This window comes from Oceaniovalibus sp. ACAM 378 (assembly GCF_008085915.1).
Classification (GTDB): domain Bacteria; phylum Pseudomonadota; class Alphaproteobacteria; order Rhodobacterales; family Rhodobacteraceae; genus Oceaniglobus.
The window spans coordinates 38,140-60,960 of record NZ_VSJK01000009.1 but is presented as its reverse complement, the minus strand read 5'-3'; the positions used below and the strand labels follow the sequence as shown (position 1 = coordinate 60,960).

22 protein-coding genes are annotated in these 22,821 nt (G+C 62.0%); 7 read left to right on the top strand and 15 right to left on the bottom strand.

Annotation, left to right across the window (positions count from 1 at the left end):
- Nucleotides 1-16 precede the first annotated feature (16 nt).
- Nucleotides 17-1,579: an exodeoxyribonuclease VII large subunit gene (xseA, locus tag FQ320_RS13500; RefSeq protein WP_148473098.1), complete on the bottom strand. Its 1,563-nt coding sequence runs from the start codon at nucleotides 1,577-1,579 to the stop codon at nucleotides 17-19.
- A gap of 91 nt (nucleotides 1,580-1,670) precedes the next feature.
- Here xseA and purD point away from each other — a divergent pair, with 91 nt between their 5' ends.
- A complete protein-coding gene (purD, locus tag FQ320_RS13495) occupies nucleotides 1,671-2,936 on the top strand; it encodes a phosphoribosylamine--glycine ligase (protein ID WP_148473096.1) in 1,266 nt (421 codons plus the stop codon).
- Nucleotides 2,937-2,964: 28 nt separating this feature from the next.
- On the opposite strand, the gene FQ320_RS13490 is transcribed toward purD, so the two are convergent.
- Nucleotides 2,965-3,750, bottom strand: coding sequence for a VCBS repeat-containing protein (locus tag FQ320_RS13490; RefSeq protein ID WP_255509499.1), 786 nt, complete (start codon nucleotides 3,748-3,750; stop codon nucleotides 2,965-2,967).
- 5 nt (nucleotides 3,751-3,755) lie between these two features.
- The gene (locus FQ320_RS13485; RefSeq protein WP_148473094.1) at nucleotides 3,756-4,079 is read right to left on the bottom strand and encodes a 2Fe-2S iron-sulfur cluster-binding protein; all 324 of its coding nucleotides are present in this window, start codon (nucleotides 4,077-4,079) and stop codon (nucleotides 3,756-3,758) included.
- Nucleotides 4,080-4,249: 170 nt separating this feature from the next.
- On the opposite strand from FQ320_RS13485, the gene FQ320_RS13480 reads away from it, so the two are divergent.
- Nucleotides 4,250-4,621, top strand: a complete 372-nt coding sequence (locus tag FQ320_RS13480; protein ID WP_255509498.1) for an OB-fold nucleic acid binding domain-containing protein — start codon at nucleotides 4,250-4,252, stop codon at nucleotides 4,619-4,621.
- A 379-nt stretch (nucleotides 4,622-5,000) separates the two neighbouring features.
- Nucleotides 5,001-5,456 (top strand): peptidoglycan-binding protein, encoded by a 456-nt coding sequence (locus FQ320_RS13475; RefSeq protein WP_255509497.1) that lies wholly within the window; start codon nucleotides 5,001-5,003, stop codon nucleotides 5,454-5,456.
- A 129-nt stretch (nucleotides 5,457-5,585) separates the two neighbouring features.
- Here FQ320_RS13475 and FQ320_RS13470 read toward each other — a convergent pair whose 3' ends face one another.
- From FQ320_RS13470 to rpiA, 6 genes are all read right to left on the bottom strand, one after another.
- On the bottom strand, nucleotides 5,586-7,097 hold the full coding sequence (locus FQ320_RS13470) for a Do family serine endopeptidase (protein ID WP_148473088.1): 1,512 nt from the start codon (nucleotides 7,095-7,097) through the stop codon (nucleotides 5,586-5,588).
- A 134-nt stretch (nucleotides 7,098-7,231) separates the two neighbouring features.
- Nucleotides 7,232-7,429 carry a DUF2065 family protein gene (locus FQ320_RS13465; protein WP_370513061.1) on the bottom strand — a complete coding sequence of 66 codons (198 nt, stop codon included), beginning with the start codon at nucleotides 7,427-7,429 and terminating at the stop codon, nucleotides 7,232-7,234.
- A gap of 6 nt (nucleotides 7,430-7,435) precedes the next feature.
- Nucleotides 7,436-8,500, bottom strand: a complete 1,065-nt coding sequence (gene hflC, locus FQ320_RS13460) for a protease modulator HflC (RefSeq protein WP_148473086.1) — start codon at nucleotides 8,498-8,500, stop codon at nucleotides 7,436-7,438.
- A complete protein-coding gene (gene hflK, locus FQ320_RS13455; protein WP_148473084.1) occupies nucleotides 8,500-9,681 on the bottom strand; it encodes an FtsH protease activity modulator HflK in 1,182 nt (393 codons plus the stop codon). The genes hflC and hflK overlap by 1 nt, the downstream gene beginning before the upstream one ends.
- Before the next feature lie 60 nt (nucleotides 9,682-9,741).
- Nucleotides 9,742-11,100 carry a glutathione-disulfide reductase gene (gene gor, locus FQ320_RS13450; RefSeq protein WP_148473082.1) on the bottom strand — a complete coding sequence of 453 codons (1,359 nt, stop codon included), beginning with the start codon at nucleotides 11,098-11,100 and terminating at the stop codon, nucleotides 9,742-9,744.
- A 267-nt stretch (nucleotides 11,101-11,367) separates the two neighbouring features.
- Nucleotides 11,368-12,156, bottom strand: a complete 789-nt coding sequence (rpiA, locus tag FQ320_RS13445; protein WP_148473080.1) for a ribose-5-phosphate isomerase RpiA — start codon at nucleotides 12,154-12,156, stop codon at nucleotides 11,368-11,370.
- Between the two features lie 250 nt (nucleotides 12,157-12,406).
- Between rpiA and FQ320_RS13440 the strand changes: the two genes are divergently transcribed.
- Nucleotides 12,407-13,780, top strand: a complete 1,374-nt coding sequence (locus FQ320_RS13440) for an L-serine ammonia-lyase (protein ID WP_148473078.1) — start codon at nucleotides 12,407-12,409, stop codon at nucleotides 13,778-13,780.
- 75 nt (nucleotides 13,781-13,855) lie between these two features.
- Here FQ320_RS13440 and FQ320_RS13435 read toward each other — a convergent pair whose 3' ends face one another.
- Nucleotides 13,856-14,995 (bottom strand): aromatic ring-hydroxylating dioxygenase subunit alpha, encoded by a 1,140-nt coding sequence (locus FQ320_RS13435; protein WP_148473076.1) that lies wholly within the window; start codon nucleotides 14,993-14,995, stop codon nucleotides 13,856-13,858.
- A 322-nt stretch (nucleotides 14,996-15,317) separates the two neighbouring features.
- Complete coding sequence (locus FQ320_RS13430) at nucleotides 15,318-16,004, bottom strand: rhomboid family intramembrane serine protease (RefSeq protein WP_148473074.1); 687 nt, start codon at nucleotides 16,002-16,004, stop codon at nucleotides 15,318-15,320.
- Between the two features lie 75 nt (nucleotides 16,005-16,079).
- Between FQ320_RS13430 and trpS the strand changes: the two genes are divergently transcribed.
- The gene (gene trpS, locus FQ320_RS13425) at nucleotides 16,080-17,123 is read left to right on the top strand and encodes a tryptophan--tRNA ligase (RefSeq protein WP_148473072.1); all 1,044 of its coding nucleotides are present in this window, start codon (nucleotides 16,080-16,082) and stop codon (nucleotides 17,121-17,123) included.
- A gap of 44 nt (nucleotides 17,124-17,167) precedes the next feature.
- Here trpS and FQ320_RS13420 read toward each other — a convergent pair whose 3' ends face one another.
- A complete protein-coding gene (locus FQ320_RS13420; protein WP_148473070.1) occupies nucleotides 17,168-17,851 on the bottom strand; it encodes a glycosyltransferase in 684 nt (227 codons plus the stop codon).
- Nucleotides 17,852-17,909: 58 nt separating this feature from the next.
- Here FQ320_RS13420 and FQ320_RS13415 point away from each other — a divergent pair, with 58 nt between their 5' ends.
- The gene (locus FQ320_RS13415; protein WP_148473068.1) at nucleotides 17,910-18,662 is read left to right on the top strand and encodes a folate-binding protein YgfZ; all 753 of its coding nucleotides are present in this window, start codon (nucleotides 17,910-17,912) and stop codon (nucleotides 18,660-18,662) included.
- 173 nt (nucleotides 18,663-18,835) lie between these two features.
- Here the strand turns inward: FQ320_RS13415 and efp are convergent, their stop codons facing one another.
- A complete protein-coding gene (gene efp, locus FQ320_RS13410; protein ID WP_148473066.1) occupies nucleotides 18,836-19,399 on the bottom strand; it encodes an elongation factor P in 564 nt (187 codons plus the stop codon).
- 236 nt (nucleotides 19,400-19,635) lie between these two features.
- On the opposite strand from efp, the gene FQ320_RS13405 reads away from it, so the two are divergent.
- Nucleotides 19,636-19,953: a DUF6280 family protein gene (locus FQ320_RS13405; RefSeq protein ID WP_148473064.1), complete on the top strand. Its 318-nt coding sequence runs from the start codon at nucleotides 19,636-19,638 to the stop codon at nucleotides 19,951-19,953.
- A 450-nt stretch (nucleotides 19,954-20,403) separates the two neighbouring features.
- Here FQ320_RS13405 and FQ320_RS13400 read toward each other — a convergent pair whose 3' ends face one another.
- Nucleotides 20,404-21,309 carry a hypothetical protein gene (locus FQ320_RS13400; RefSeq protein ID WP_148473062.1) on the bottom strand — a complete coding sequence of 302 codons (906 nt, stop codon included), beginning with the start codon at nucleotides 21,307-21,309 and terminating at the stop codon, nucleotides 20,404-20,406.
- Between the two features lie 117 nt (nucleotides 21,310-21,426).
- Nucleotides 21,427-22,806, bottom strand: coding sequence for a TolC family outer membrane protein (locus FQ320_RS13395; RefSeq protein ID WP_148473060.1), 1,380 nt, complete (start codon nucleotides 22,804-22,806; stop codon nucleotides 21,427-21,429).
- Nucleotides 22,807-22,821: the final 15 nt, after the last annotated feature.

Here is a 22,821-nt window from a genome sequence, read left to right as displayed (position 1 = left end):
CACCCCCGCGCCGATTTCAGAGAAGTTCGCCCTGCTCGGGCGGTGTATCGCGCGGTTTGCGCCGTTTCGGTGCGGCCCCAAGCGTGATCGTGCCATCGGCAAACTGAATATCCAGTTGCGCCGCATTCTGCGCCGCCGCCTTGGTGGTGATCACATCGCCGTCGCTGCGCACCACCGCATAGCCGCGCTGCAACGTCGCCTCGTACCCCAAAGTCCGGCGCAACCTCTCGAGCCCAGCCAGCCGCGATGCCGCAGTGGTCAGACGGTCGGCCTGCGACCGTCCGGCACGGGGCCACAGAGCCGCCAAATCGCGCCGCCCCTGCGCCAGTGCCCGCACAATCGGCACCGGGGTCAGCCGCCCCGCCCGTTGCGCCAAGCGTTCGCCCTGCAACGCCAAAGCGCGTTGCAAGCCGGGATCAAGTCGCGCTGTCAGCCGGTCCAAACGCTGGCGTTCATCCGCCAGACGCTGCGCCAGCGTGCGGGGGCGCAGCACTGCCGTGGCCGTGCCAAGGCGCAACCGCTCGCGGTCGATCCGTCGTTCCAGAGCCGTCGGAAGGCGCGACGCAGCCAGATCCAGCCGCTGACGCGCCGGTGCCAACAGGGTCTCGGGGCGGGGCAACACCCGGGCAATATCGCGCAACCGCTGGCCGCGCTGCGCCAGACTGCGCCCGGACGCCCCGGTCATCCGTGCCCCCTGCCCGGTGACCCATGCCAATAGATCGGCGCGCACCGGAACCGCCAGTTCGGCGGCTGCCGTCGGGGTGGGTGCGCGTTTGTCGGATACGAAATCGATCAGCGTGGTGTCGGTTTCGTGCCCCACGGCTGAGATCAGCGGAATCTCACTTTCGGCGGCGGCGCGGGCAACGATTTCTTCGTTGAACCCCCACAGATCCTCGATGCTGCCGCCCCCCCTTGCGACGATAATCAGATCCGGGCGCGGAATCGCCCCGCCGGGCGTCAGCGCATTGAACCCGCGGATCGCCCGCGCGACCTGGGGCGCGCATTCCTTGCCCTGCACCGCCACCGGCCAGATCAGGACCTGTCGGGGAAAACGCTCGCGCAACCGGTGCAGGATATCGCGAATCACCGCGCCCGAGGGCGACGTGACGACACCGATCACATCGGGCAGGAACGGCAACGGGCGCTTACGGGACTCGTCGAACAACCCTTCGGCCTGCAACTGTGCCTTGCGTTTCTCGAGCATCGCCATCAGCGCGCCCACCCCGGCAGGGCGCAGATCATCGACCGTCAGCTGATATTTCGACTGCGAGCCAAAGGTGGTCAGCTGACCGGTGGCGACAACCTCCATCCCTTCCTCGGGCAGGGTGGACAGCGCGCTCACCTGCCCCTTCCAGGTGACCGAGGCCAATACGTTGCGGTCATCCTTGATGTCGAAATACAGATGCCCGGAACGCGCTTTGAACACGCGCCCCACTTCGCCACGCACGCGGACCCGACCAAATTCGCCCTCGATCACCCGTTTCACCGCGCCGGCAATTTCGGACACGGTGAATTCGGGGGCATTGCCGCCTTGATCCGGGTTGTCGCCCGGCGGGATATCGTCGATCAGATCGGACATGGGTCAGACATGGGTCGGGGCCTTTGGATTGGCTTGTGCAGAAATCCCCACCACCCTAGAACCCCACGACGGCAAGGGAAAGGTCACCGCGATGAACATTCTGATCCTGGGCGGCGGCGGGCGCGAGCATTCGCTTGCCTGGGCCGTATTGCAGAACCCCAAATGCGACCGGCTGATCGTGGCGCCGGGCAACGCCGGGATCGCTCTGATCGCCGATTGCGCCGCGCTGGATATCATGGACGGCGGCGCAGTGGTTAATTTTGCCGAAGAGGAATCAATCGATTTCGTGATTATCGGCCCCGAAGCCCCGCTCGCCGCTGGGGTGGCCGACCGTCTGCGCGAGGCAGGAATTCTCGTTTTGGGCCCGGGCGCCGATGCGGCACAGCTTGAGGCGTCAAAGGCCTTCACCAAGGAAATCTGCGATGCGGCGGGCGCGCCGACCGCAGCCTGGGCGCGGTTCACCGATGCCGAATCGGCCCGCGCCCATGTCATCGAAAAAGGCGCGCCCATCGTGGTCAAGGCGGACGGGCTGGCTGCGGGCAAGGGTGTGGTCGTGGCAATGGACATAGACACCGCTCTGGCCGCTGTTGATGACATGTTTTCGGGCAGCTTTGGCGCGGCCGGAGCCGAAGTGGTGATCGAAGAATTCATGCAGGGCGAAGAGGCGTCGTTCTTCGTGCTGTGTGACGGAAAAACCGTTCTGCCGTTCGGCACCGCACAGGATCACAAACGTGTGGGCGCGGGCGATACTGGCCTCAACACCGGCGGAATGGGCGCCTATTCCCCCGCGCCGGTGATGAGCGATGAGATCGTTCAAACAACGCTGGATCGGATTGTGCTTCCCACCATGGCCGAGATGGCGCGGCGCGGCACGCCGTTTCAGGGAGTGTTGTTCGTTGGTCTGATGATCGAGAACGGCCAACCCCGGCTGGTGGAATACAACGTGCGGTTCGGCGATCCGGAATGTCAGTGCCTGATGCTGCGGCTTGGCGCACAGGCGCTGGACCTGATGTTGGCCTGCGCCCGGGGGCAGTTGGCCAAGGCGCGGGTGAACTGGGCCGACGATCACGCCATGTGCGTGGTGATGGCGGCGCCGGGTTACCCCGAGGCCGCGCGGACCGGCGACCTGATCGGCGGGCTGGATGCGATGACCGGCGACAGCTTTGCGATGATGTTTCACGCAGGCACGGCAAGGCAGGATGGCCGCTTTGTGGTGGCGGGCGGACGCGCGTTGGGTGCGACGGCGCGTGGTGATACTTTGGCGCAGGCACGGGCGCGGGCCTATGCCATGGTCGACGCGGTCGAGTGGCCCGGGGCGGTGGTGCGCCGCGATATCGGTTGGCGGGCGCTGGGTTAGGCAGGATCGCGCCGGCAGGTGGCTGCTGTCACCGGCAGGCCAACGCTTTGGTAAACCCGTCACGTCCCGTCAGGCTGCCGACAGAGCGCGAGACAAGCCGCGTGCCGACCAGTCGTGTCGCCATGACAGTCTGCCAGCGTGAATCCGCAGTAATCAACTCGGGGCCATCGCCGCAGTCACGGATGCCACCAGAGATGCTGGAATCGCCGATACGGTGGTTGGTTAGGCCGGGCGTGCGGGCGATTTCCGCAAAACTGCCGTTGTCATAGCGCCAGACCGCCAGCTCGCGCGTCAGATGCGGGCGGTCGACAAAGGCGATTTCGACCGTTCCGTCACCATCCAGATCGGCCGCACCGACAGGCGCCAGCCAGCGGTGCGTGGCTCCGATGAACGGCGTGACCGCGATACGCGCGACTCCGGTGGCGGTGATGCCCCAGACGGCCAGTCGCGCGCCAAGGTCGATCCGCGTTTCCACCGTGATCACCTCGGGCGTACCGTCACCGGTGATATCGGCCAGACGGGGGGCGGTATCTTCAAACACCATCGTTACGGGTAGGGTTACTTCGACGTCCGGGGTTTGCCCCGTGCAGGTGCCACTGCCTCGCGTGGTGAGGTGCAGCGCGCCCCATTCAACGGCATCGCCGAGAATTCCGTGGTCATAGCGGCGGGTCGGACCGTCGTATTCGGCGGCAGTGATCACGCCCAGACAATCGGCGGACGGCGCTCTGACGACAGTGCCATCCTGCGCCAGCCCCGCCCCCGTCAGGGCGAAAAGCGCGAGGATCGCCCACGCCGGGTGCAAACCGCGGCCCAACAGCGTCAGATCTGTTTTTCGGGCATTTGCACCACCAGCCCGTCCAGCGCATCGGTCACCTTCAACTGGCAGGTCAGGCGCGAACGCAGGGGGTCAGGCGAAAAGGCGAAGTCCAGCATATCTTCTTCCATACCGTCTTTGGCAGGCAGTTTCTCGACCCAATCAGGGGCGACATAGACATGGCAGGTTGAACAGGCGCAGGCGCCGCCGCAGTCAGCCTCGATCCCCGGGATACCATTGTCGCGGGCGCCTTCCATCACGGTCAGCCCATTTGCAACCTCGACCACATGTTCTTTGCCGCCATGTTCGATATAAGTGATCTTTGCCATCGGCCCCTGTTCCCTTGCTCTCTGTGTCGCAACGTTCCTAATGGTGCGGCCCGCGCGTTTCCAGTGCCATTTGCGCCGCAGACCGCTGCGACGGCAAGGCTCACGGCAATGGCACTGGACAGCGGCGGCAAATGTTCCATATTTGTTCTCATGCATCCAACGTGGACTCCATGACCGAATTCGCCCCGATCCCCGATGACTGGCCCCGCCCGCCGTCCTGTCTGCCAAATATCCGGCTGGATGAACCGCCAAACGGCGCGCGTATCCGGGTGGCCGGGTTGGTGCTGGTGCGCCAGCGTCCCGGAACCGCCCGGGGCGTGATCTTTCTGACGCTTGAGGATGAAACCGGTGTCGTCAACGTGATCGTCTGGAAGAAGCTGTATGAAAGGTTTCGTCGGGCGGTGATCTCCGGGCGCTGTCTGGCCGTGACCGGGCGGTTGCAGCGCGAAGGCGGAATCACCCATGTGATCGCCGAAGAGATCGAGGATATCAGCTGGATGCTCGACGATCTGTTGCGCCCCGAACGGTTGCTGCCCGGATGAATTTGGCCGGATGAATTGGCCGGGTGATCCGCCCGGACAATTTGGCCGCGACAGACGGTCTGATCCGATGGCACGGCAGCCGACTGCACCGGTATCGCGATATGGCGGATGATTTGCCCGGCGGCACTGGCCCACGGTTGTGGCCCGGAGCACGCAACGCAGCAACACAAAGCCGCCCACGGCCGGCATCCGGGGTAATACTTCTTTGCACCGGCCCTGCCGGGGGCTAGGTTCCGGCACGTCCCGCAAGAGGCCGAGCAGTCGTATGACCTTATTTCGCAGGATCCCGGCCCTTGTTGGCCCGGCGGTCGGACTCGTGCTTGTCACGGGGTGCGTTGCCATATCCCGGCCTGATGTCTCGCGATTTCTGGAACCCGAAATGGTTGCCCACACCAGTGCCGAGCGTCCGGCACAGGTCGATCCCGATGCATGCTATGACCGCGATGTCACCCCGGCGGTGATCGAAACCGTGACCGAGCAGGTAATCGTCACCTCGCCCGACCCCACGCAGGACAGCACGACCCAGCGCCCGACCGCCTTTCGCACAGAAACGCATCAGAAGATTGTCGAGGACAGGCGCGAGATCTGGTTCGAAACCGTGTGTCCCGAGACGATGACCCCCGCGTTTACAGCCAGCCTGCAACGGGCGCTGGCGGTTCGCGGACATTACCGGGGCGAAATCACCGGACAGGTCGACAGCGCCACCCGCGCCGCTGTGCGGGCGTTTCAGCGCCCCGAGGGTCTGGCCAGCAGCACACTGTCGGTGGCCGCAGCGAAACGACTGGGACTGGCCGTCTATCATCCCGGAGAAGCACTGCCACAACCACCCCGGTGAGGCACTGCCGCAACCACCCCGCCTGCCCTGATCTTTGCACCCTCACCCAAGCGACGCACGCAAGCACTGCTGAGCCATAAAAAAGGCGCCTCGAAAGGCGCCTTTTATCATTCATTGACTGCGCGCGTGTTATTGCAGCGTCAGCGCCACAAACCGCGGCTCGCCCGCACGGCGCACCAGCAGCAGGATAGACTTGCGACCGGCTTCGCGCGCATCGGCAATCCGGTCATCCAGATCGCCCACATCCTTCACCTTTTGCTGACCCGCCTCGGTGATGATGTCACCGGTACGGATGTTCTTTTCAAAGGCTTCGCTGTCTTCGGCCACGTCAGTGACCACCAGACCGTCATTCGGCCCTGACAGGTTCAGCTGTTCACTCAGCTCGGGCGTGATCGTCGAAACGGTCAGGCCCAACACATCGGATTCGACCGGTGCGTCGGCCGGGGCCGAAGCAGGCACGGCGCCTTCCGCGTTTTCGCGACGACCAAGGGTGATCTTCAGCGTCTCGGTCTTGCCATCGCGGTACACCACGACGCGCACCGATTTGCCGACTTTCGTGTTGCCGACGGTGCGTACAAGACCGCGGGTGTCGACCACTTCGACCCCATCGAAACTGGTGATCACGTCACCGGCCTTCATTCCCGCGACCATGGCCGGACCTTCGGGCACATCTGTCACCAGCGCACCCGCCGCTTTTTCCAGACCGATGGATTCGGCGATGTCGGATGTCACATCCTGAATCCGCACACCCAACCAGCCGCGCCGGGTCTCGCCGAATTCCTTGAGCTGTTCGACAACCTTGGTCACAACCTTGCTCGACATGGCGAACCCGATGCCGATCGATCCGCCATTCGGAGACAGGATCGCGGTGTTCACGCCGATCACTTCGCCGTCGAGGTTGAACAGCGGGCCGCCCGAGTTGCCGCGATTGATCGCCGCGTCGGTCTGGATATAGTCGTCATAGGTGCCCGAAAGCGCCCGGTTACGCGCCGAGACGATACCCGCCGAGACAGAGAATCCCTGCCCCAGAGGGTTGCCCATGGCCACAACCCAGTCGCCAACGCGCATGGTGTCGCTGTCGCCGAAGGGCACAAAGGGAAGCGCTGCGTCACCCTTGACCTTGAGCAGGGCAATGTCGGTGTTGGGATCGGTGCCGATCACGGTGGCGGGAAGTTCGCCGCCCGAGAAGAACTCGATCATGATTTCGTCGGCCCCGTCGATGACGTGGTTGTTGGTGACGATATAACCGTCTTCGGAAATCACGAAACCAGATCCCAGCGCCTGACTGCGGCGCGGGGAGCCGTTGCGGTTGCCGTTGTTGCGATCATTGAACTCGCGAAAGAAATCCTCGAACGGGGAGCCTTCGGGCACGATCGGGCTTGGCCCGCTGCGCGACTCGACTGTGGTGGTCGTGGTGATGTTCACCACAGCCGGGCTGATCTTGTCAGCCAGATCAGCAAAGCTTTTGGGAGTGGCCTGAGCGCTCGCCGACATGGCTTGCGCCAGCAGCAACACCAGACCAAGCACCAGCACCCAGAGGGCGCGCAGCGGATGGTGGGCATCAACGGATCGGGCGACGGCGACGCCGGACCCTTTTGGAATCTGTGGTCTCTGGTTCACGATTGCTCCTCCAGCAGGCATTGTGTCGCGGGAACATCCGGTCTGCGCGTTTGTCCCGCTCGGGCATAATGTGTAGATAGGTCTGTCTGGCCGCAACGCAAACCCCAATCGCGTTCTGTCAACATGACGTGAACCGGTCGTGAATCGTTTTTTGCCTAACCGCCAAGCGATCGGGCAAGCCAGATCAGAGCCACGCCCAGTGCCAGAGCGCCCAACCCCAGCAGACGTCGTTTGTCTTGTGACAGATCCGCCAGCGTCTTCAGCAGATCTTCGAGACGCGAAGGGGCCAGTGCGAACACCAGCCCCTCAAGACATAATACAAGGCCGAGCGCCGTCAGAGTGGCGGCCAGCATTGGCGGTTACTGTCCGACCGTGGCGTCTGCGGCGCCTTCCTCGGTCGCATCCGCGCCCTCCTCAGGGGTTGGGGCGACCGGGGCTGGCGTAGATGGTGTCTCGGTGACCGGTAACTCAGCCGCCGGAGCTTCAGCCTCGGGGCTATCGGTGGCCGGAGTATCGGTGGCCGCCGTCTGGTTCGATGTCGTGTCGATATCGCGTGGATTGTCGGACCGCAGATAGTTGAAGAACTCGCTGTCCGGCGACAGGACCATCGTGGAGTTGTTGGCCTTCAGCGCCCGCTGATAGGCTGTGAGCGAGCGATAGAATTCAAAGAATTCCTGATCTGCGCCAAAGGCTTCGGCAAAGATCCCGTTCCGCTCGGCGTCAGCTTCACCGCGTGTTACTTCGGCGTCGCGTGTTGCCTCGGATACCAGTTCGACCACGGTCCGGTCGGCGGTTGCACGAACCCGCTGCGCGGCTTCTTCACCGCGGGCGATTTCGTCCGCTGCTTCACGCTCACGCTCGGCCCGCATCCGGTCGAATGTGGCTTCGAGGTTCTGTTCGGGCAGCGCGGTTTGCTTGAGCCGTACGTCGATCACTTCCAGCCCCAGAGGTGCTGCACGGGTTCTTGCCTGCGCTGTGATCCGCTCCATCAGAATGGAACGGTCAGCCGACAGGATGGTGTTCGAAGTCACGCCTTCCGAACCCAGAACTGCGCGGATCTGCGGGTTCAGGATACCTTCCAGCCGGTCTTCGGCTGCGCGTTCGCCTCCCAGACCAACGGCCTGACGGAACTGCACCACATCAGAAATGCGATATCGTGCAAAGGCATCGACCACGAGCCGCCGGTCGTCCGAGGGCGTCACCTCGATCGGGTCGGTGTCGATAGACAGGATCCGGTCGTCATACCGCACGACGTCCTGGATCAGAGGAATCTTGAACGCCAGACCGGGGTTCTCCTTGACGGCCTTGATCTGGCCGAACTGAAGCACCAGCGCCTTTTGCCGTTCGTCAACGATGAACACCGAGGACACCAGCACGGCGCCGATGATCACGATGATCGGGATCAGAAGAGTCGTTTTGCGCATCAGTTGCCTCCGGTGGCAGGAGCGGCGGGAGTGTTCCGTCGCAGTTCGTTCAGGGGCAGATAGGGCACGACGCCCTGCCCGCCGCCAGCGGTATCGTCAAGGATGATCTTCTCGACGCGGCCCAGCACTTCTTCCATGGTTTCAAGATAAAGACGCTTGCGCGTCACCTCGGGCGCCTTGGTATATTCGGCCAGAACGGCAGAGAAACGGCTGGCCTCACCCGATGCTTCGTTGACAACCTGAGCGCGGTACGCCTCGGCCTCTTCGAGCAGCCTGGCGGATTCACCGCGTGCACCGGCAAGCGCCTTGTTGGCATAGGCATCGGCCTGACGTTGCAGCGTGTCGCGTTTCTGTTCGGCGGCCTGCACCTCGCGGAAGGCATCGATGACCTCACGCGGGGGGTCGGCCTTGTCGAGGTTCAGCCGCACGACGTTAACGCCGGAACTATAGCTGTCCAACGTGGTCTGGATCAGTAGCTGAACAGTATCGGCGATCAGCGCACGGTCGCGGTTCAGGATCGGCGCCAGTTCGGAACGCGCAATCACCTCACGCATGGCGGATTCGGCCACAGCAGAGATGGTTTGCTGCGGGTCACGCAGGTTGAACAGATATTGCGCCGGATCGCTGATATTCCACACAACTTCAAAGTCGATGTCGACGATGTTTTCGTCAGTGGTCAGCATCAGGCCCTCGGAATTGCGCCCGCCTGCCCCGCCTACTCCGATCGGGATCGTTTGTTCGCGCGTCACCGGCAGCACTTCGGCGGTGACCAGCGGCCATGGCGCAAAGTTCAGACCCGGCCCACCCGTGGAAGAGTACTTGCCAAGGAACAATTCAACTGACTGTTCTTCTGGTTTCACGGTGTAAAAGCTGGAGAATGCCCACAGCCCGATGACCGCCAGCGCCGCGATGCCGACTGTGCCGCGGGTCATTGCGGGCCCACCGCCACTGCCGTCTCCGGAGCCCCCGCCATTGTTGCGGCGTCCGCCGCGCCCGCCCATCAGGACACGGAGATGTTCCTGCCCCTTCTTCATGAGTTCGTCGATCTCGGGCATTTGCGGGCCTTCACCGGGACGTCGTCCGCTGCCGGGCCGACGGTCGCCGCCATTCCCATCGCCGTTTCCATCGCCGTCGCCCCCGCGGGAGCCGCCGCCCCAGGGTCCGCCATTATTGCTGGCCATTAAGGTTGTTTCCCTCTTGTCGGTCAGTGTCATTTGTAACTGTGCATCTTTGCGCCGAAATCAAGCTGTCCGCACCGGAGTGCGCATCGTCACCAGTTCTTCGGCGATCGTCGGGTGAACCGCAACAGTGCGGTCGAAATCCTTTTTGGTGGCGCCCATCTTGACCGCAATCGCGGCCAGCTGGATCAATTCGCCCGCGCCGTCGGCGACGATATGAACTCCGAGCACCCTGTCGGTGTCGGCGTCGACGATCAGCTTGAACAGCACTTTTTCGTCACGCCCGATGAACGCGCCGCGCATGGGGCGGAAGGCGGTCGCATAGACCTCGATCCGGTGTTCCTTCTGTGCTTCTTCCTCGGACATGCCAACATAGCCGTATTCGGGCTGAGTGAACACCGCGCCGGGCACCTGATCGTGATCGGCCCTTGTCGGATTGCCGCCGAACACCGTGTCGGCAAAGGCGTGGCCTTCGCGGATCGCCACGGGTGTCAGGTTGATCCGGTCGGTCACATCGCCCACGGCAAAGATCGAAGGCACGCTGGTTTGCGACCATTCATCAACCTGAATTTCGCCGCGCTTGCCAATCTTGACGCCGATATCTTCAAGCCCCAGACCCAAGGTGTTGGGAATGCGCCCCGTTGCAAACATCGCCGCGCCGAACTGATGGATCCCGCCATCCGTCGCGGTCACAGAGACTCCATGCTCGTTCCGCTGCATTTCGGCGACGTCCGCGTTGAGACGCAGGTCGACGCCCTGCTTGGAGATCAGATCAGAAATATGCCCGCGCACCTCATCGTCGAAGCCGCGCAGGATCTGATCGCCGCGATAGTATTGTGTTACCTGAACCCCCAGACCGTTCAGAATACAGGCGAATTCACAGGCGATATAACCGCCACCGACAATCAGGATTGATTTCGGCAATTCGTCCAGCAGGAATATGTCGTTGCTGGTGATCGCCAGTTCGCTGCCGGGGAAATCGAACACGAAGGGATGGCCCCCCGTGGCGATCAGAATGTGTTTTGCGGTTTTCACCGAGCCATCGGCCAACCGGACGGTATGGGCATCGTCCAGCACGGCGCGGCTGTCAAAGACTGTTACATTCGCGTTATGGAGGGTGCGCCGATACGCCGCCTCAAGCCGGTCAAGTTCGGTGTCCAGCCTTGGGCGGAACTTGCTCCAGTCAAAACCGTTCTGGCGGATGTCCCAGCCGTATTCACGGCCATCCTCGACGCTTTGCGCAAAGTTGCTGGCGAATACCATCAGCTTTTTCGGGACGCAGCCGCGGATCACACAGGTGCCGCCCATGCGGAATTCTTCTGCCAGAGCCACCTTGGCCCCGTGTTCGGCCGCCGCAATACGCGCTGCGCGCACGCCGCCCGAGCCGCCGCCGATCACAAAAAGGTCGAAGTCGAAGGTCATGTTTTCAGGTTCCCGAGTTTGCGCCGCAGGGTATCACACAAGTGGCGCGAGATAGCCAGAGCACGCGGCGGCGCCGGTGCGGTGGATGTCGAATGACCCGGGCAGGTACAGGGGACGGCAGAGACGATGCAGCGCGCAGATGGCAGGGTATTGTGGGCATAACCGGACCGGTTTGCGGATCATTCCAACCCACAGGACCGACCCCGCACCCAGATCAGAGCAGGTTTCGCGACCCGCACAACCTCTGGCATGAAGTTTGGCGCGCCGTCACTCACCCAGATCGCGGAACAGATTCTCGGTATCCACAAATTCCACCCGGTCTTCGGTGCTGACCCCGGTGTTCACATCCTTCACTTCGACCCGGCCATCGCCGTGGCCAATCACGACAATATCGCAGATGTCGATGAACAAACCGTTTTCGACGATTCCCGGGATTTGATTCAGGATCAATGCCAATTGCCGCGCATTGCCGATGCGGTTCAGGTGCAGATCGACGATATAATTGCCCTCATCAGTGATGAACGGCGCCTCGCCATTCAGCCGCAGCGTGCCGGAATCGCCCAGCACGTCCAGCGCGGCCAGAGTCTCCTCCACCAGCGCCTTGGTGGTCTGCCAGCCGAAGGGCACCACCTCGATCGGCAGCGGGAATGCGCCAAGGGTCAACACCTGTTTGCTTTTGTCGGCGATCACCACCATCCGGTCGCTGGCCGTCGCGACGATCTTTTCCTGCAGCAGGGCACCACCGCCGCCCTTTATCAGGTTCAGTTCGTCATCGAATTCATCGGTCCCGTCGATGGTGACATCCAGCCACTTTGCCTCGTCCAGGCTGACCACCTTGATTCCCACCTTGCGCGCAAGTTCGGCGGTGCGGGTGGATGTGGGCACACCGGTGATCCGCAACCCGTCGTCGCGCACCATTTCGCCAAGGCACCGCACCAGCCATGCAGCGGTTGATCCGGTGCCAAGCCCGACGCGCATTCCGTCCTCGACAAAGTCGCAGGCGCGTTTGGCGGCGACAAATTTCGCTGTGTCGATCGGGGAAAGGCGGCCTGACATGGGCTGACTCCTTGGATGGGTTCAGCGGGCTTATAGTCATGGCGGCACCGGGGCGCGAGTGCCTTTCGCCGCCGATCAGTGAATTTACCCCTGCGTTTGGCGATGAGTTTTGCCTGCCCGGCTGCCAGGCAATGGCACCCTGAGGATTCCCTGCCGCAGGGTGAATATCCCGCCTGCCGCCCGGACGGGTCATAGCCGCCGCCTCCCCGGCGGGTTATAGGCTGTGATGTTCGCGTCAAAAGGAGGCTCCATGTTCCTGTCCGTCTTCGAAATGTTCAAGGTCGGCATTGGTCCGTCCTCATCGCACACCATGGGCCCGATGGTCGCGGCGGCGCGGTTTATCGACCTGCTGCGCGACCGTCCGTTCACCCCGCATGGGGTGCGCGCATCGCTGCACGGCTCGCTGGCCTTTACCGGCGTTGGCCATGCGACCGACCGCGCGGTGATCCTGGGGCTCGCCGGATTCGCACCCGACACCTATGACGCCGAGACTGCAAACATCGCGCTTGCGGCCATCCGGGCCGACAAGAAAGTGCTGCCCGACGGTCTGCCCCCCCTGAGCTTCGACCCCGACAGCGATCTGACCTTTGACTATGGCCCGCCCCTGCCCGGTCACGCCAACGGGATGATCCTGATGGCCACCGATGCCCAAGGCGACGTGATCGTACGCGAGACATATTATTCCATCGGCGGTGGTTTCGTGCTCTCCGAGGCCGAACTGGCGGCGGGCAAAAACACCAACGACGGCCCGCCCGTTCCGTTTGCGTTCAAATCGGCAGCCGAGATGCTGGACATGTGTGCCACCACGGGGTGCAGCATCGCCCAGTTGAAACGCGCCAATGAACTCACCCGTCGGGATGCCGCGACGCTCGACAAGGGAATCATGCGGATCTGGCAGGTGATGAACGATTGCGTCGACCGGGGGCTAGAGACCGACGGCGTTCTGCCCGGCGGGCTGAATGTGCGGCGGCGCGCGGCAGGCATTCATCGAGAGCTGATTGCCGAACGGGGCATGAACCAAAAGGCACCGCACACGATCAACGACTGGATGTCCGCCTATGCCATGGCGGTGAACGAGGAAAACGCCGCCGGTGGACAGGTGGTCACCGCGCCGACCAACGGCGCGGCGGGGGTGATTCCCGCGACGATCCGGTATTGGCTGGACCATGTGCCGGGGGCCAACCCCGCCCGGATCCCCGACTTTCTGTTGACCGCCGCCGCCATTGGCGGATTGGTCAAGCATAACGCCAGCATTTCAGGCGCAGAAGCCGGCTGTCAGGCCGAGGTCGGCAGCGCCGCCGCAATGGCCGCCGCCGGTCTGGCCGCGGTTCTGGGCGGCACTCCGGAACAGGTGGAAAACGCCGCAGAAATCGCTTTGGAACATCACCTTGGCATGACCTGCGATCCGGTGCGCGGTCTGGTTCAGGTGCCCTGTATCGAACGGAACGGTCTTGGCACGATCAAGGCAGTCTCGGCGGCATCGCTTGCCCTGCGCGGTGACGGCACGCATCTGGTGCCACTGGACGCTGCGATCGAAACCATGCGCCAGACCGGCGCGGACATGAGCGAGAAATACAAGGAAACCTCGCTTGGCGGGCTGGCGGTCAACGTGCCGAACTGCTGAACCGGTGAACCGAGGAGCGGTGGTCAAATTGCGCACCGCTCCCCGCCCCATGACACCGACCACGCAACGCGATCACTATGCCCGGTCCTGAATCCGGGCATTGATATAGGTGGCAAAGTCGTAGTTCGGACGCTCCAGATGGCTCAGATGTCCGGGCCGCGCCAGATCCGAGCACAAACCGCGATACACTTTTTCGGTACAGCCCCGGTCTTCGTCATTCACCCGGTCCAACAGTGATTTCAGCGCCGCGAAATGCTCCTGTGACTTGGGATCATTGACATAATCGGGCGACAGTCCGCCGCCGTAAGTGATATGCACATGGTCCGGTCCGTCGGGACGCAGCGAGAGATACCAGAAATATCCCGGCGTCAGCGTGATCATCAGCGCGGGATAGATGGTGAGCAGTACGGTGGTGCGGCGCATGTCGCCCTGCAACGTGGTGTTGTCGGGATGGGCGTTGGTCAGCGGGGCGTTCGGATCCTTGAGGATCGTGTGATAATTCCACGCTGCCCCGGATGGCGGGCAATCCATTTCTTCCAGTTTGACGAAACCGCCGATGGTGCCCGCATGGCAGACCGGCAGATGGTAACTCTCCATGAAATTCTCGGCCAGCACCTTCCAGTTGGTGTTCCAGTGATGGTGCTCTTGAAATGTCTGGGCATAGTTTTCCATGCCATAGGGTGCGATCAGCGCCTCGACCTCGGACAGATGGCTTTGCGGGTCCGGGGCGTCGGGATTGAGCGAGACAAGCACCCAGCCCAGCCATGTTTCGCACCTGAGTTGCGGCAGGCAATAGTCGCCGCGTTTGAACCCTTCGTTGCGCCCCATGCCGGGCGCGCCGCGCAACGTACCGTCCAGATTATAGGTCCAGGCGTGATAGGGGCAGACCACCGAGCGAACGTTTCCCTGGCCTTCCAGCAGGGTCGACATCCGGTGCAGGCAGACGTTGGATTGCGCGCGCAGCGTGCCGTCGCCGTCACGGATCACCATGATCGGGCGTCCGGCGATTTCGGTCGTCACATAATCGCCCGCTTTGGCAAACTGATCCACCCGACCCACACACAGCCATTCCTTGGCAAAAATTCCCGACAGCTCCTGCGCCAGAAATTCTTCTGACGTGTAAACGCTGCTTGGCATTGCCCGCGCCTGATCGAAAGGGCGGGCGACGTTGCGGGCCAGTTCACCTGCGGCGTCGGGGGGCGATTGATCGTTCATCGGGGGCACTCCGCTACTATGTGATCGGGCGCACCATACAATGCGTTGCCCGCGTCGTCGCGCGTTTTCGCCGGATCGGTTTGCGGCATCCTGGCCGCAGTGAAACTGCTGTTCTCCCGGTCCCGACCGACAACAGCGTTGAACCGGAGACCAGATTTCAGCCAAAACCGATCAATCGATTGGCCAAACCCGCCAGCCCGCCGCGCAATTCGGCCCGCAGATGAGTCTTTGCGGTGCTGAGCGCACTGGCGGGGCCAATGCACCCGCCATGTCTGTCACACGCACCGTTCTTATGTCCTTGGCCGGGTCGTTGCAGTGGCCGTTATCGCTCACGCACCTTGCCAAGCAGTCGCGCCACGCCGCCCGGGCTGACCGCAAAGGACAGAAGAAACCCAGCAACGAACCCGCCCAATTCCGCCACCCAGTAGTTGCCACCGCCGAACAGCAAGCCGAACAACAGCTGAAACGCCATCAGGAACCCGATCAGGATGAACGCCTTGCCGCGATTCTGCTGCATCGCGCCCAGCCCGGTCCACAGGATAAAGGTATAGCCGCCGATCAAGCCATAAACTCCGGGATAGCCGCCAATCAGCGCCACGGGATCGTCCAGCACCAGTCCATAGGTCGCCGCCCCCACTGCGCCGGCACCGAAAAAGATCGCCAGAACCGCCAGCGGATGAAACATTTCGCCGACGAATTTCCCCAATGCGAGCAGAAACACTACGACAAAGATCAGATGCGAGAAGCCCTGATGCAGGAACAGATAACTGACCATCCGCAGCGGCGCGTTGTTCCCCCAGTCACCGGTCGCAATGGCACGGTCGAACAGCTCGGGCAAAAAGGCATAGTCGTTGAACGCGGCGATCCGCCATCCAACGCCACCTGCCCCACCGGCGAATCCGCGCGCTCCGGCCTGAAAAACAAGTTCGATTAGTACGATCGCCACTGCCAGCCCCAGAACGACGGGCGGAATGGGGTTGAACGGGGGCGCGTTGCGGTCAGTGTTCATATCGGGCCTTCCTTGACGGCGATTGGTGCCATGGGTAAGCGAGCGCAACCGGAATATCCAGACGGAGCGCGCATCATGACCGAAGCCGCGGCATCAAGCACTTTCACCCCCCGCGTTTTTTCGGGCATCCAGCCCTCGGGTGGTCTGCATCTTGGCAATTACCTTGGCGCGATCAAACGCTTTGTCGACATGCAGGATCGCGGGCTGAACGGCACGCCGATCGAGACGATTTATTGCATGGTCGATCTGCACGCGATCACCGTCTGGCAGGATCCGGCGGCGCTGCGTCAGAACACCCGCGAGTTGTGCGCAGGGTTCATCGCCTCGGGCGTCGATCCGGAAAAATCGGTGCTGATCAACCAATCCCAGGTGCCCGAACATGCGCAACTGGCGTGGATCTTCAACACCGTCGCGCGCATGGGCTGGATGCAGCGGATGACCCAGTGGAAAGACAAGGCCGGCAAGAACACGCAGAATGCATCGCTGGGCCTGTTCGCATATCCCGCGCTGATGGCCGCCGACATCCTGATCTATCACGCGACCCATGTTCCCGTGGGCGAGGACCAGAAACAGCATCTTGAGCTGACCCGCGACATCGCGGCCAAGTTCAACCACGACTACGGCGTCGAGTTCTTTCCGATGACCGAACCCGTGATCGAAGGCGCCGCCACCCGGGTGATGAGCTTTCGCGACGGCACAAAAAAGATGAGCAAATCCGACCCTTCAGACGCCAGCCGGATCAACATGACCGACGACGCCGACACCATCGCCAAGAAAATTCGCAAGGCCAAGACCGACCCCGAGCCGCTGCCCGACACGCTGGAAGGTCTGACCGACCGGCCCGAGGCGCGAAACCTGATCAATATCTATGCCGCGTTGCAGGATATCACCTCGGAAGCCGCGATTGTCGAAGTGGCGGGTCAGCAGTTTGGCACGTTCAAACCGATGCTGGCCGATCTGGCTGTGGCAAAACTGTCGCCCATCTCGGCGGAAATGGCGCGGTTGATGCAGCATCCCGATGAAATCGACGCGATTCTTTCGCGCGGTGCCGAACGCGCCCGCGTCATCGCCGAACCGATCCTGCGCGATGTTTATAAAATCGTCGGCATGGTGCGCTGACCGGTTCGATCCGCGCAACATCCTGCCCCCGCCCGATCCCGCCTTCAGAGGTGATCGGTGCGGGCAAGATCCTTGGGCGATGCCCCTGCAAGATAGCGCAGCAGGGTCAGCAAGTTGCGTGAACCACGTCGCAGCCACCCGGCACGTTGGTATCTTTCGGCGCTGGTCACCGCCAAGGCGGGCATTGGGCGCAACCGGCGCCTCAACACCCGTGCAAGGGCGACATCTTCCATGATCGGCAGGTCAGGCATGCCGCCGACTTCGGCCAGTACATGGCGCGAAATGACCAGCCCCTGATCGCCGTAGGGTAGTTTGAACAGACGTGAGCGCAGGTTGGCCCAGCCTTCGACCAATCGGGGTGCGATGCCTTCGGCGCGAAACCGCAGATGGAAATAACCGGCCTTGTCGGGATGTTTCGCCAGATGCGCGGTAAGCGCCGCCACCCAATCGCCCGCAGGCCATGTATTGGCGTGCAGGATCAGCACCCAGTCGGTGTCGGCGGCCGCCACCCCGCGCCGGATCTGACCGCCCCGCCCTGCCGGTCCGCTCACCACCACCGCCCCCAGCGCATCCGCCAGCGCCAGTGTGCCATCCTCTGACCCGCCGTCAGACACGATCAGCGCACGGATCAGCCCCGCCGCAACCCCCGGCATCAGCGCCGAGGCGGTGGCAGGCAGGTCATCGGCGGCGTTCAGTGTGGGAATGACAACAGTCAGGGGTGCGGGCATGGCCAAGATGTCTGACGGATCCTATATAAAGGCAAGCCTTGGCACAGGAGCAGACAGAATGAACGACAGCAACAGGCGCATATTGGCCATCGGCGGCGACGACCGGCGCGATTTCCTGCAAGGGCTGGTCACCAACGACGTTCCCAGCGATCCGGGCAATCTGCGATACTCCGCGCTGTTGTCGCCGCAGGGCAAGTATCTGTGCGATTTCATGATGTTAGAACAGGACGACACGCTGTTCCTCGATGCCCCTGCCGTGCTTTTCGACGATTTAGTCAAACGCCTGACCATGTATCGCCTGCGCCGCAAGGTGACGCTGAGCGAGGCGGACATAGGGCTCCATCGAGGGACGGGCCCCGCCCCCGCGGGCGCATTGGCCGACCCCCGGCATCCCGCACTGGGTTGGCGGCTGTATGGCAATGGCACCACAGACAACAGTGATTTTAACGCGATACGGGTCCAGCACCTGATCCCCGAGGCGATCAGTGAGTTGATTCCAAACGACAGTTATATCCTGGAATTTGGTTTCGAGACGCTGAACGGTGTGGATTTCCGCAAGGGATGCTATGTCGGGCAGGAAGTCACCGCACGGATGAAGCACAAGATCGATCTGAAAAAGGGATTGGGACGGGTGCGCATCATCGGTTCAAGCGGATCAGAGCCTGAGTTGGGCAGCGAGATTCTGGCAGATGGAAAACCGGCGGGCCGTTTGGGCACAAGGTCGGGCGACCGGGCGCTGGCCTGGTTGCGGTTCAACCGGGCAACGGGTGTGATGCATGCTGGCGAAACCGAACTGACGCTCGACACCTGAGCGCGGCGCGGCGTTAGAATCTTGGCTCAACTTTCGGTTGGTTTCGTTCGTAAATTCAGAAAGCGAACCCACCGACCCGGCAAGTTCGCCCCTACATTGCCGGAGTCGCGCCCCTCGATAATCCTGTTCTTTCCCTCACACTTCGCTGACGCAAAGTAGGTCACGCCGTCGCGTCAGGCGCGTTCGGCGTATTCCATCGTCTCGGTGTTAACGATGATATCTACGTCCTGCCCGACGAAAGGCGGCACCATCACCTTGATTCCATTGTCCAGAATCGCAGGTTTGAAACTGTTAGCGGCCGTCTGGCCTTTGACCACAGGCTCGGTCTCGGCAATTCTGCAGGTTACTTTTTGCGGCAGCGTCGCGCTCAGCGCCTCGCTGTCGTAGTATTCAATGTGGATCGTCATACCGTCCTGAAGAAACGGGCGACGTTCGCCCAACAGTTCGGTCGGGAGTTCGATTTGTTCATAGGTTTCAGTGTCCATGAACACCAACATACCGTCGGATTCGTAAAGAAACTGTTGATCTTTCTGATCCAGACGGACTTTTTCGACCTTGTCAGCGGAACGAAACCGTTCGTTAAGCTTTGAGCCATTACGAAGGTTACGCATTTCGACCTGGGCAAAGGCTCCGCCCTTGCCCGGCTTTACATGATCCACCTTTACAGCGGCCCAAAGACCACCGTTGTGTTCGAGCACATTGCCCGGACGAATTTCGTTACCGTTAATTTTAGGCATGTGGCAAAACCATGTCAAAAGGTTGATCGGAATTTGGCAAACCCTATATCTTGCATAGGCAGGACTGGCAAGCCGCACAATTAGGGTTGGGTCACCCGCGAGCCATGCGCAAGGCGCATAGGCGATATGCGAAATGAGTGTCACAGAATCAGTTCGATCGCGTCCATAAGGGACGTCATGCCGAAAACGCAAGTGCAAGAATGAATATGCAAGTGCAAGAATAAGGATACGACGAGATGTCAGATTTCGTTGACGGAACTGCTTTCAATCACGAGCAGGGCAACCGGGCGCGCAAACTCTTTGCCGCTGTTGTTCTGGCTGCGCTGGATGATGCAATCGCCGATGACAAAAAATATGGTAACGGCCCCGAGCAGATCGCCCGGTGGGCACGGTCGCGCGATGGCCGCGAGGTGCTGTCCTGCGCCGGGATTGACCCCAACGAACGGGTTGTGACCGGCCTGATGGATTTCGTGTCCAAGGGGATCCGCACGTCGGTGGCCCTGTCACGCGAAGAAAGCGAGCGTCGCAACGCCGCCCAAGCAGAAGCCGCCTGAAAAAACCTTTCAGATCGAACGGGCGCCGGTGTATCTTGCCGGCGCTTTTTCGTTGCCGCTGTCGGGTGCCGCTGTGGCCGCGATTTGAAAAACTGGCGGCCCGTTCGTCTGATATGCTCTGTGCTGCCTCACGGCTTTTGCGCAGACATGCCAGTTCGGGCACCGCTCGCCCCGTTCATGTCGGATATGCAACTGTGAGGGTGATTTGACGCGCACCGGCTGGGCTTCTCTGGGAGACGTGCACAGATGCCTGACGTTGCCCGCCGAAGACGTGATGCACATCCACAACCGCCCGGGCAAATCGTCCCGGATCGCGGTTCTGCGACTGAGCCGGATATTGCGTTTAATCTGAGCAGGATAGCGCGTTTAGACGTTCTTGATCAGGCCTCGAGAGATCCGGCGGTCAACGCAAAAGTCGTTGAACAAGGCCGCCCCGGCCCGGCAAAGCCGTTATTCGAAATCGCGAATCGAGATTGCACGCATGATTTCACGCCGGACCAGTTTGCGCACATTGCGCGTGATCCGCTCGCCCAGTGCGCCTTGCAGTTCTTCGCGCACGATTTCCGCCACCATGTCGCGCAGCGCCTCTTCATCGAGCAAAGCTTCGTCAGAGGCCAGATCGATCCCATCTGACTCTGCAGCCCTATCCGACCCGTCGGCCTCGGTCGGGCCATGGTCGCGTGTGGGATTGTGAATAAACAACTGGTGTTCCGGCAGGGTCGACCCGGAGTTTCCCGCGTCTGCTACGTCCAGCGCGGCGTCAGATGCCGTTGGTGGCACCGGGTCAGTCTGGTGTGACCGGGGTTCAACCAGCGGCAGGGCGTGTTCTTCGACGCCTGCCTGCATACTGTGGGCGACAAGGGTTTCAAGATCGACCGCGCCATCGGAATGCGGATCCAACGAAGCTGTGGACCGCTCAATTTCCTGAACAATGATGCGCCGCAACGGAACCGCCGAGGGGCGGTGCTGCGACGTGTCCTCGCTCCCGTCGGGCTCATAGTCGGCGGCTTGGGCTGTCACGGCGGCCTCAAGTTCGGCGATCCGCTGCTCAAGGGTCAGCGTCAGACGCCCCGTCGTATCCCCGGCAATGTCGGTATTAAAATCTTCTGTCGCATGGGTTTGCGCAGGTTCGGAAGCAATCTGAGACGGTGCAGGGTCAACCTCGGCGTCGGGAATTCGCAGATCCGCCGTCAGGACCAGCTTGTCGTCGCGCCTGATCGCAGGCGCGGTTGCAAGGGAGTCGGTTGCGATATCGCGCGCCGTCTTACGCGCAGGGCGCCCGGCATCCACTGTGACCAATCGCCGGATCGACGAAAGGACATCTTCAATCTCAACGTTCTGGACGGGATCGGACATTGGTCTGCCTCTGTCTGCTCACCAGTGAGTGTAAGCGCAGACGGGTCCGCGCACAACTGGTAGACACCGGAAAGGTTTAGGAAGGCTTGGCAGAAACCGAATATCTGCAGAATCCGATCATTTCTTGCCAAGCGATTTCATGATCCGGTCCAGTTTCTCGCCCTGCGGGCTGACAAAACGGGTCGGTGCGTCACGCACAGCGTTGTAATAGGCGTTGGGATCATAGGTGACGATATCAAGTCCCAGATGCTCGACGGTCAGCAGGCCCATGGCGGCCAGCAGGGTATAGACCGAGGTCACCTGATCCGTATCCGAAGTGATCCGCGCCGCACGGGCGTTCAGCAGTTCCTGCTCGGCGTTCAGCACGTCCAGCGTGGTCCGGGCGCCCAACGTCGCCTCTTCCTGGACGCCGCGAAAGGCGACGGTCGAGGCACGCACCTGTTCGTCACTTGCCGAGAGGCTGGCGCGCGAAACGGCGAGTTGCGCCCAGGCGTTGCCGATATTCTGTTCGACCAGATGCTGGGTCGTGTGCAATCCGGCCCTTGCGCCATCACGCCCCGCCTGCGCCTTGCGCACGCCGGAACTGAGCCGCCCGCCCTGATAGATCGGGCCGCCGATACGGATGCCGATCGAGGACGCATTGTCGAAATTCTCGTTCACGCCGACCCGGCCTTCGGCGGTAATCCGCGGCATCATTCCCGCCATCGCCCGCTCGATCGCCAATTCCTGTACAGTGACCAATCGCATGGAGCGGCGGATATTCGGATGGGTGCGGCGCCCGACAGCGCGGGCGTCGTCAAGCGTTTTCGCACTTTGCGGCGGGAGCGGCGGCTGGCTCAGCGTGCCGGGATAGCGCCCGACCGCGTTGCGGTATGCTTCATTCGAACGTTCCAGGTTGCCCTTGGCCAGCGCAAGACCCGAACGGGCGGCGGCAAGGCGCGATTCGGCGATGGCGACATCGGTGCGTGTCACCTCGCCCACTTCGAACCGGTCACGGGCGGCGGACAATTCACGGTCGATCAAACGCAGGTTGCTGTTGCGCAGGTTCACCTGTGCAGAATCGCGCCGCACGTTCAGAAATGCGGTGATCGCGGCCAGCAGAACATCCTGTTCAATGCCGATCAGCGCCTCTCGCGTTGCCAGGACGGATTCCTTGGCAATGTCGATGCCCAGACGCGATGTACCGAAGTCGTACAGCAACTGCTCCATGGTGAGCGCGAGTGTGGTGTCAGAACTGTCACGTCCCGACGAAAACGAGTTGTTATAGGTGAATGTCCCGACATAGTTGATCACCGGGCGCAGGGTGGCCATGGCCTGTGCCACGTCCTCATCCGCCGCGCGCAGGGTGGCGCGGTTCTGTTCGAGAAGTCCGCTGTGGCGATAGGCGCCGATCATCGCATCGGTCAGGGATTCGGCTGAGACGCTGAGGGGGGCCAGACCCATCCCGGCAACCAACACGACTGACCAGAGCCGCCTTACAATCCGATCCGTTTTCATTTGGAAATCTCCTTC

What these genes read in the sequence shown, in the direction of transcription:
- FQ320_RS13400 (WP_148473062.1), bottom strand. Translation starts at nt 21,309, where the DNA reads ATGTCCGATCCCGTCCAGAACGTTGAGATTGAAGATGTCCTTTCGTCG.
- FQ320_RS13415 (WP_148473068.1), top strand. Translation starts at nt 17,910, where the DNA reads ATGAACGACAGCAACAGGCGCATATTGGCCATCGGCGGCGACGACCGG.
- FQ320_RS13485 (WP_148473094.1), bottom strand. Translation starts at nt 4,079, where the DNA reads ATGGCAAAGATCACTTATATCGAACATGGCGGCAAAGAACATGTGGTC.
- purD (WP_148473096.1), top strand. Translation starts at nt 1,671, where the DNA reads ATGAACATTCTGATCCTGGGCGGCGGCGGGCGCGAGCATTCGCTTGCC.
- rpiA (WP_148473080.1), bottom strand. Translation starts at nt 12,156, where the DNA reads ATGTCAGGCCGCCTTTCCCCGATCGACACAGCGAAATTTGTCGCCGCC.
- FQ320_RS13435 (WP_148473076.1), bottom strand. Translation starts at nt 14,995, where the DNA reads ATGAACGATCAATCGCCCCCCGACGCCGCAGGTGAACTGGCCCGCAAC.
- FQ320_RS13405 (WP_148473064.1), top strand. Translation starts at nt 19,636, where the DNA reads ATGTCAGATTTCGTTGACGGAACTGCTTTCAATCACGAGCAGGGCAAC.
- FQ320_RS13480 (WP_255509498.1), top strand. Translation starts at nt 4,250, where the DNA reads ATGACCGAATTCGCCCCGATCCCCGATGACTGGCCCCGCCCGCCGTCC.
- FQ320_RS13470 (WP_148473088.1), bottom strand. Translation starts at nt 7,097, where the DNA reads ATGCCTGCTGGAGGAGCAATCGTGAACCAGAGACCACAGATTCCAAAA.
- FQ320_RS13465 (WP_370513061.1), bottom strand. Translation starts at nt 7,429, where the DNA reads ATGCTGGCCGCCACTCTGACGGCGCTCGGCCTTGTATTATGTCTTGAG.
- hflK (WP_148473084.1), bottom strand. Translation starts at nt 9,681, where the DNA reads ATGGCCAGCAATAATGGCGGACCCTGGGGCGGCGGCTCCCGCGGGGGC.
- FQ320_RS13430 (WP_148473074.1), bottom strand. Translation starts at nt 16,004, where the DNA reads ATGAACACTGACCGCAACGCGCCCCCGTTCAACCCCATTCCGCCCGTC.
- xseA (WP_148473098.1), bottom strand. Translation starts at nt 1,579, where the DNA reads ATGTCCGATCTGATCGACGATATCCCGCCGGGCGACAACCCGGATCAA.
- FQ320_RS13440 (WP_148473078.1), top strand. Translation starts at nt 12,407, where the DNA reads ATGTTCCTGTCCGTCTTCGAAATGTTCAAGGTCGGCATTGGTCCGTCC.
- FQ320_RS13395 (WP_148473060.1), bottom strand. Translation starts at nt 22,806, where the DNA reads ATGAAAACGGATCGGATTGTAAGGCGGCTCTGGTCAGTCGTGTTGGTT.
- FQ320_RS13420 (WP_148473070.1), bottom strand. Translation starts at nt 17,851, where the DNA reads ATGCCCGCACCCCTGACTGTTGTCATTCCCACACTGAACGCCGCCGAT.
- trpS (WP_148473072.1), top strand. Translation starts at nt 16,080, where the DNA reads ATGACCGAAGCCGCGGCATCAAGCACTTTCACCCCCCGCGTTTTTTCG.
- hflC (WP_148473086.1), bottom strand. Translation starts at nt 8,500, where the DNA reads ATGCGCAAAACGACTCTTCTGATCCCGATCATCGTGATCATCGGCGCC.
- efp (WP_148473066.1), bottom strand. Translation starts at nt 19,399, where the DNA reads ATGCCTAAAATTAACGGTAACGAAATTCGTCCGGGCAATGTGCTCGAA.
- FQ320_RS13475 (WP_255509497.1), top strand. Translation starts at nt 5,001, where the DNA reads ATGGTTGCCCACACCAGTGCCGAGCGTCCGGCACAGGTCGATCCCGAT.
- gor (WP_148473082.1), bottom strand. Translation starts at nt 11,100, where the DNA reads ATGACCTTCGACTTCGACCTTTTTGTGATCGGCGGCGGCTCGGGCGGC.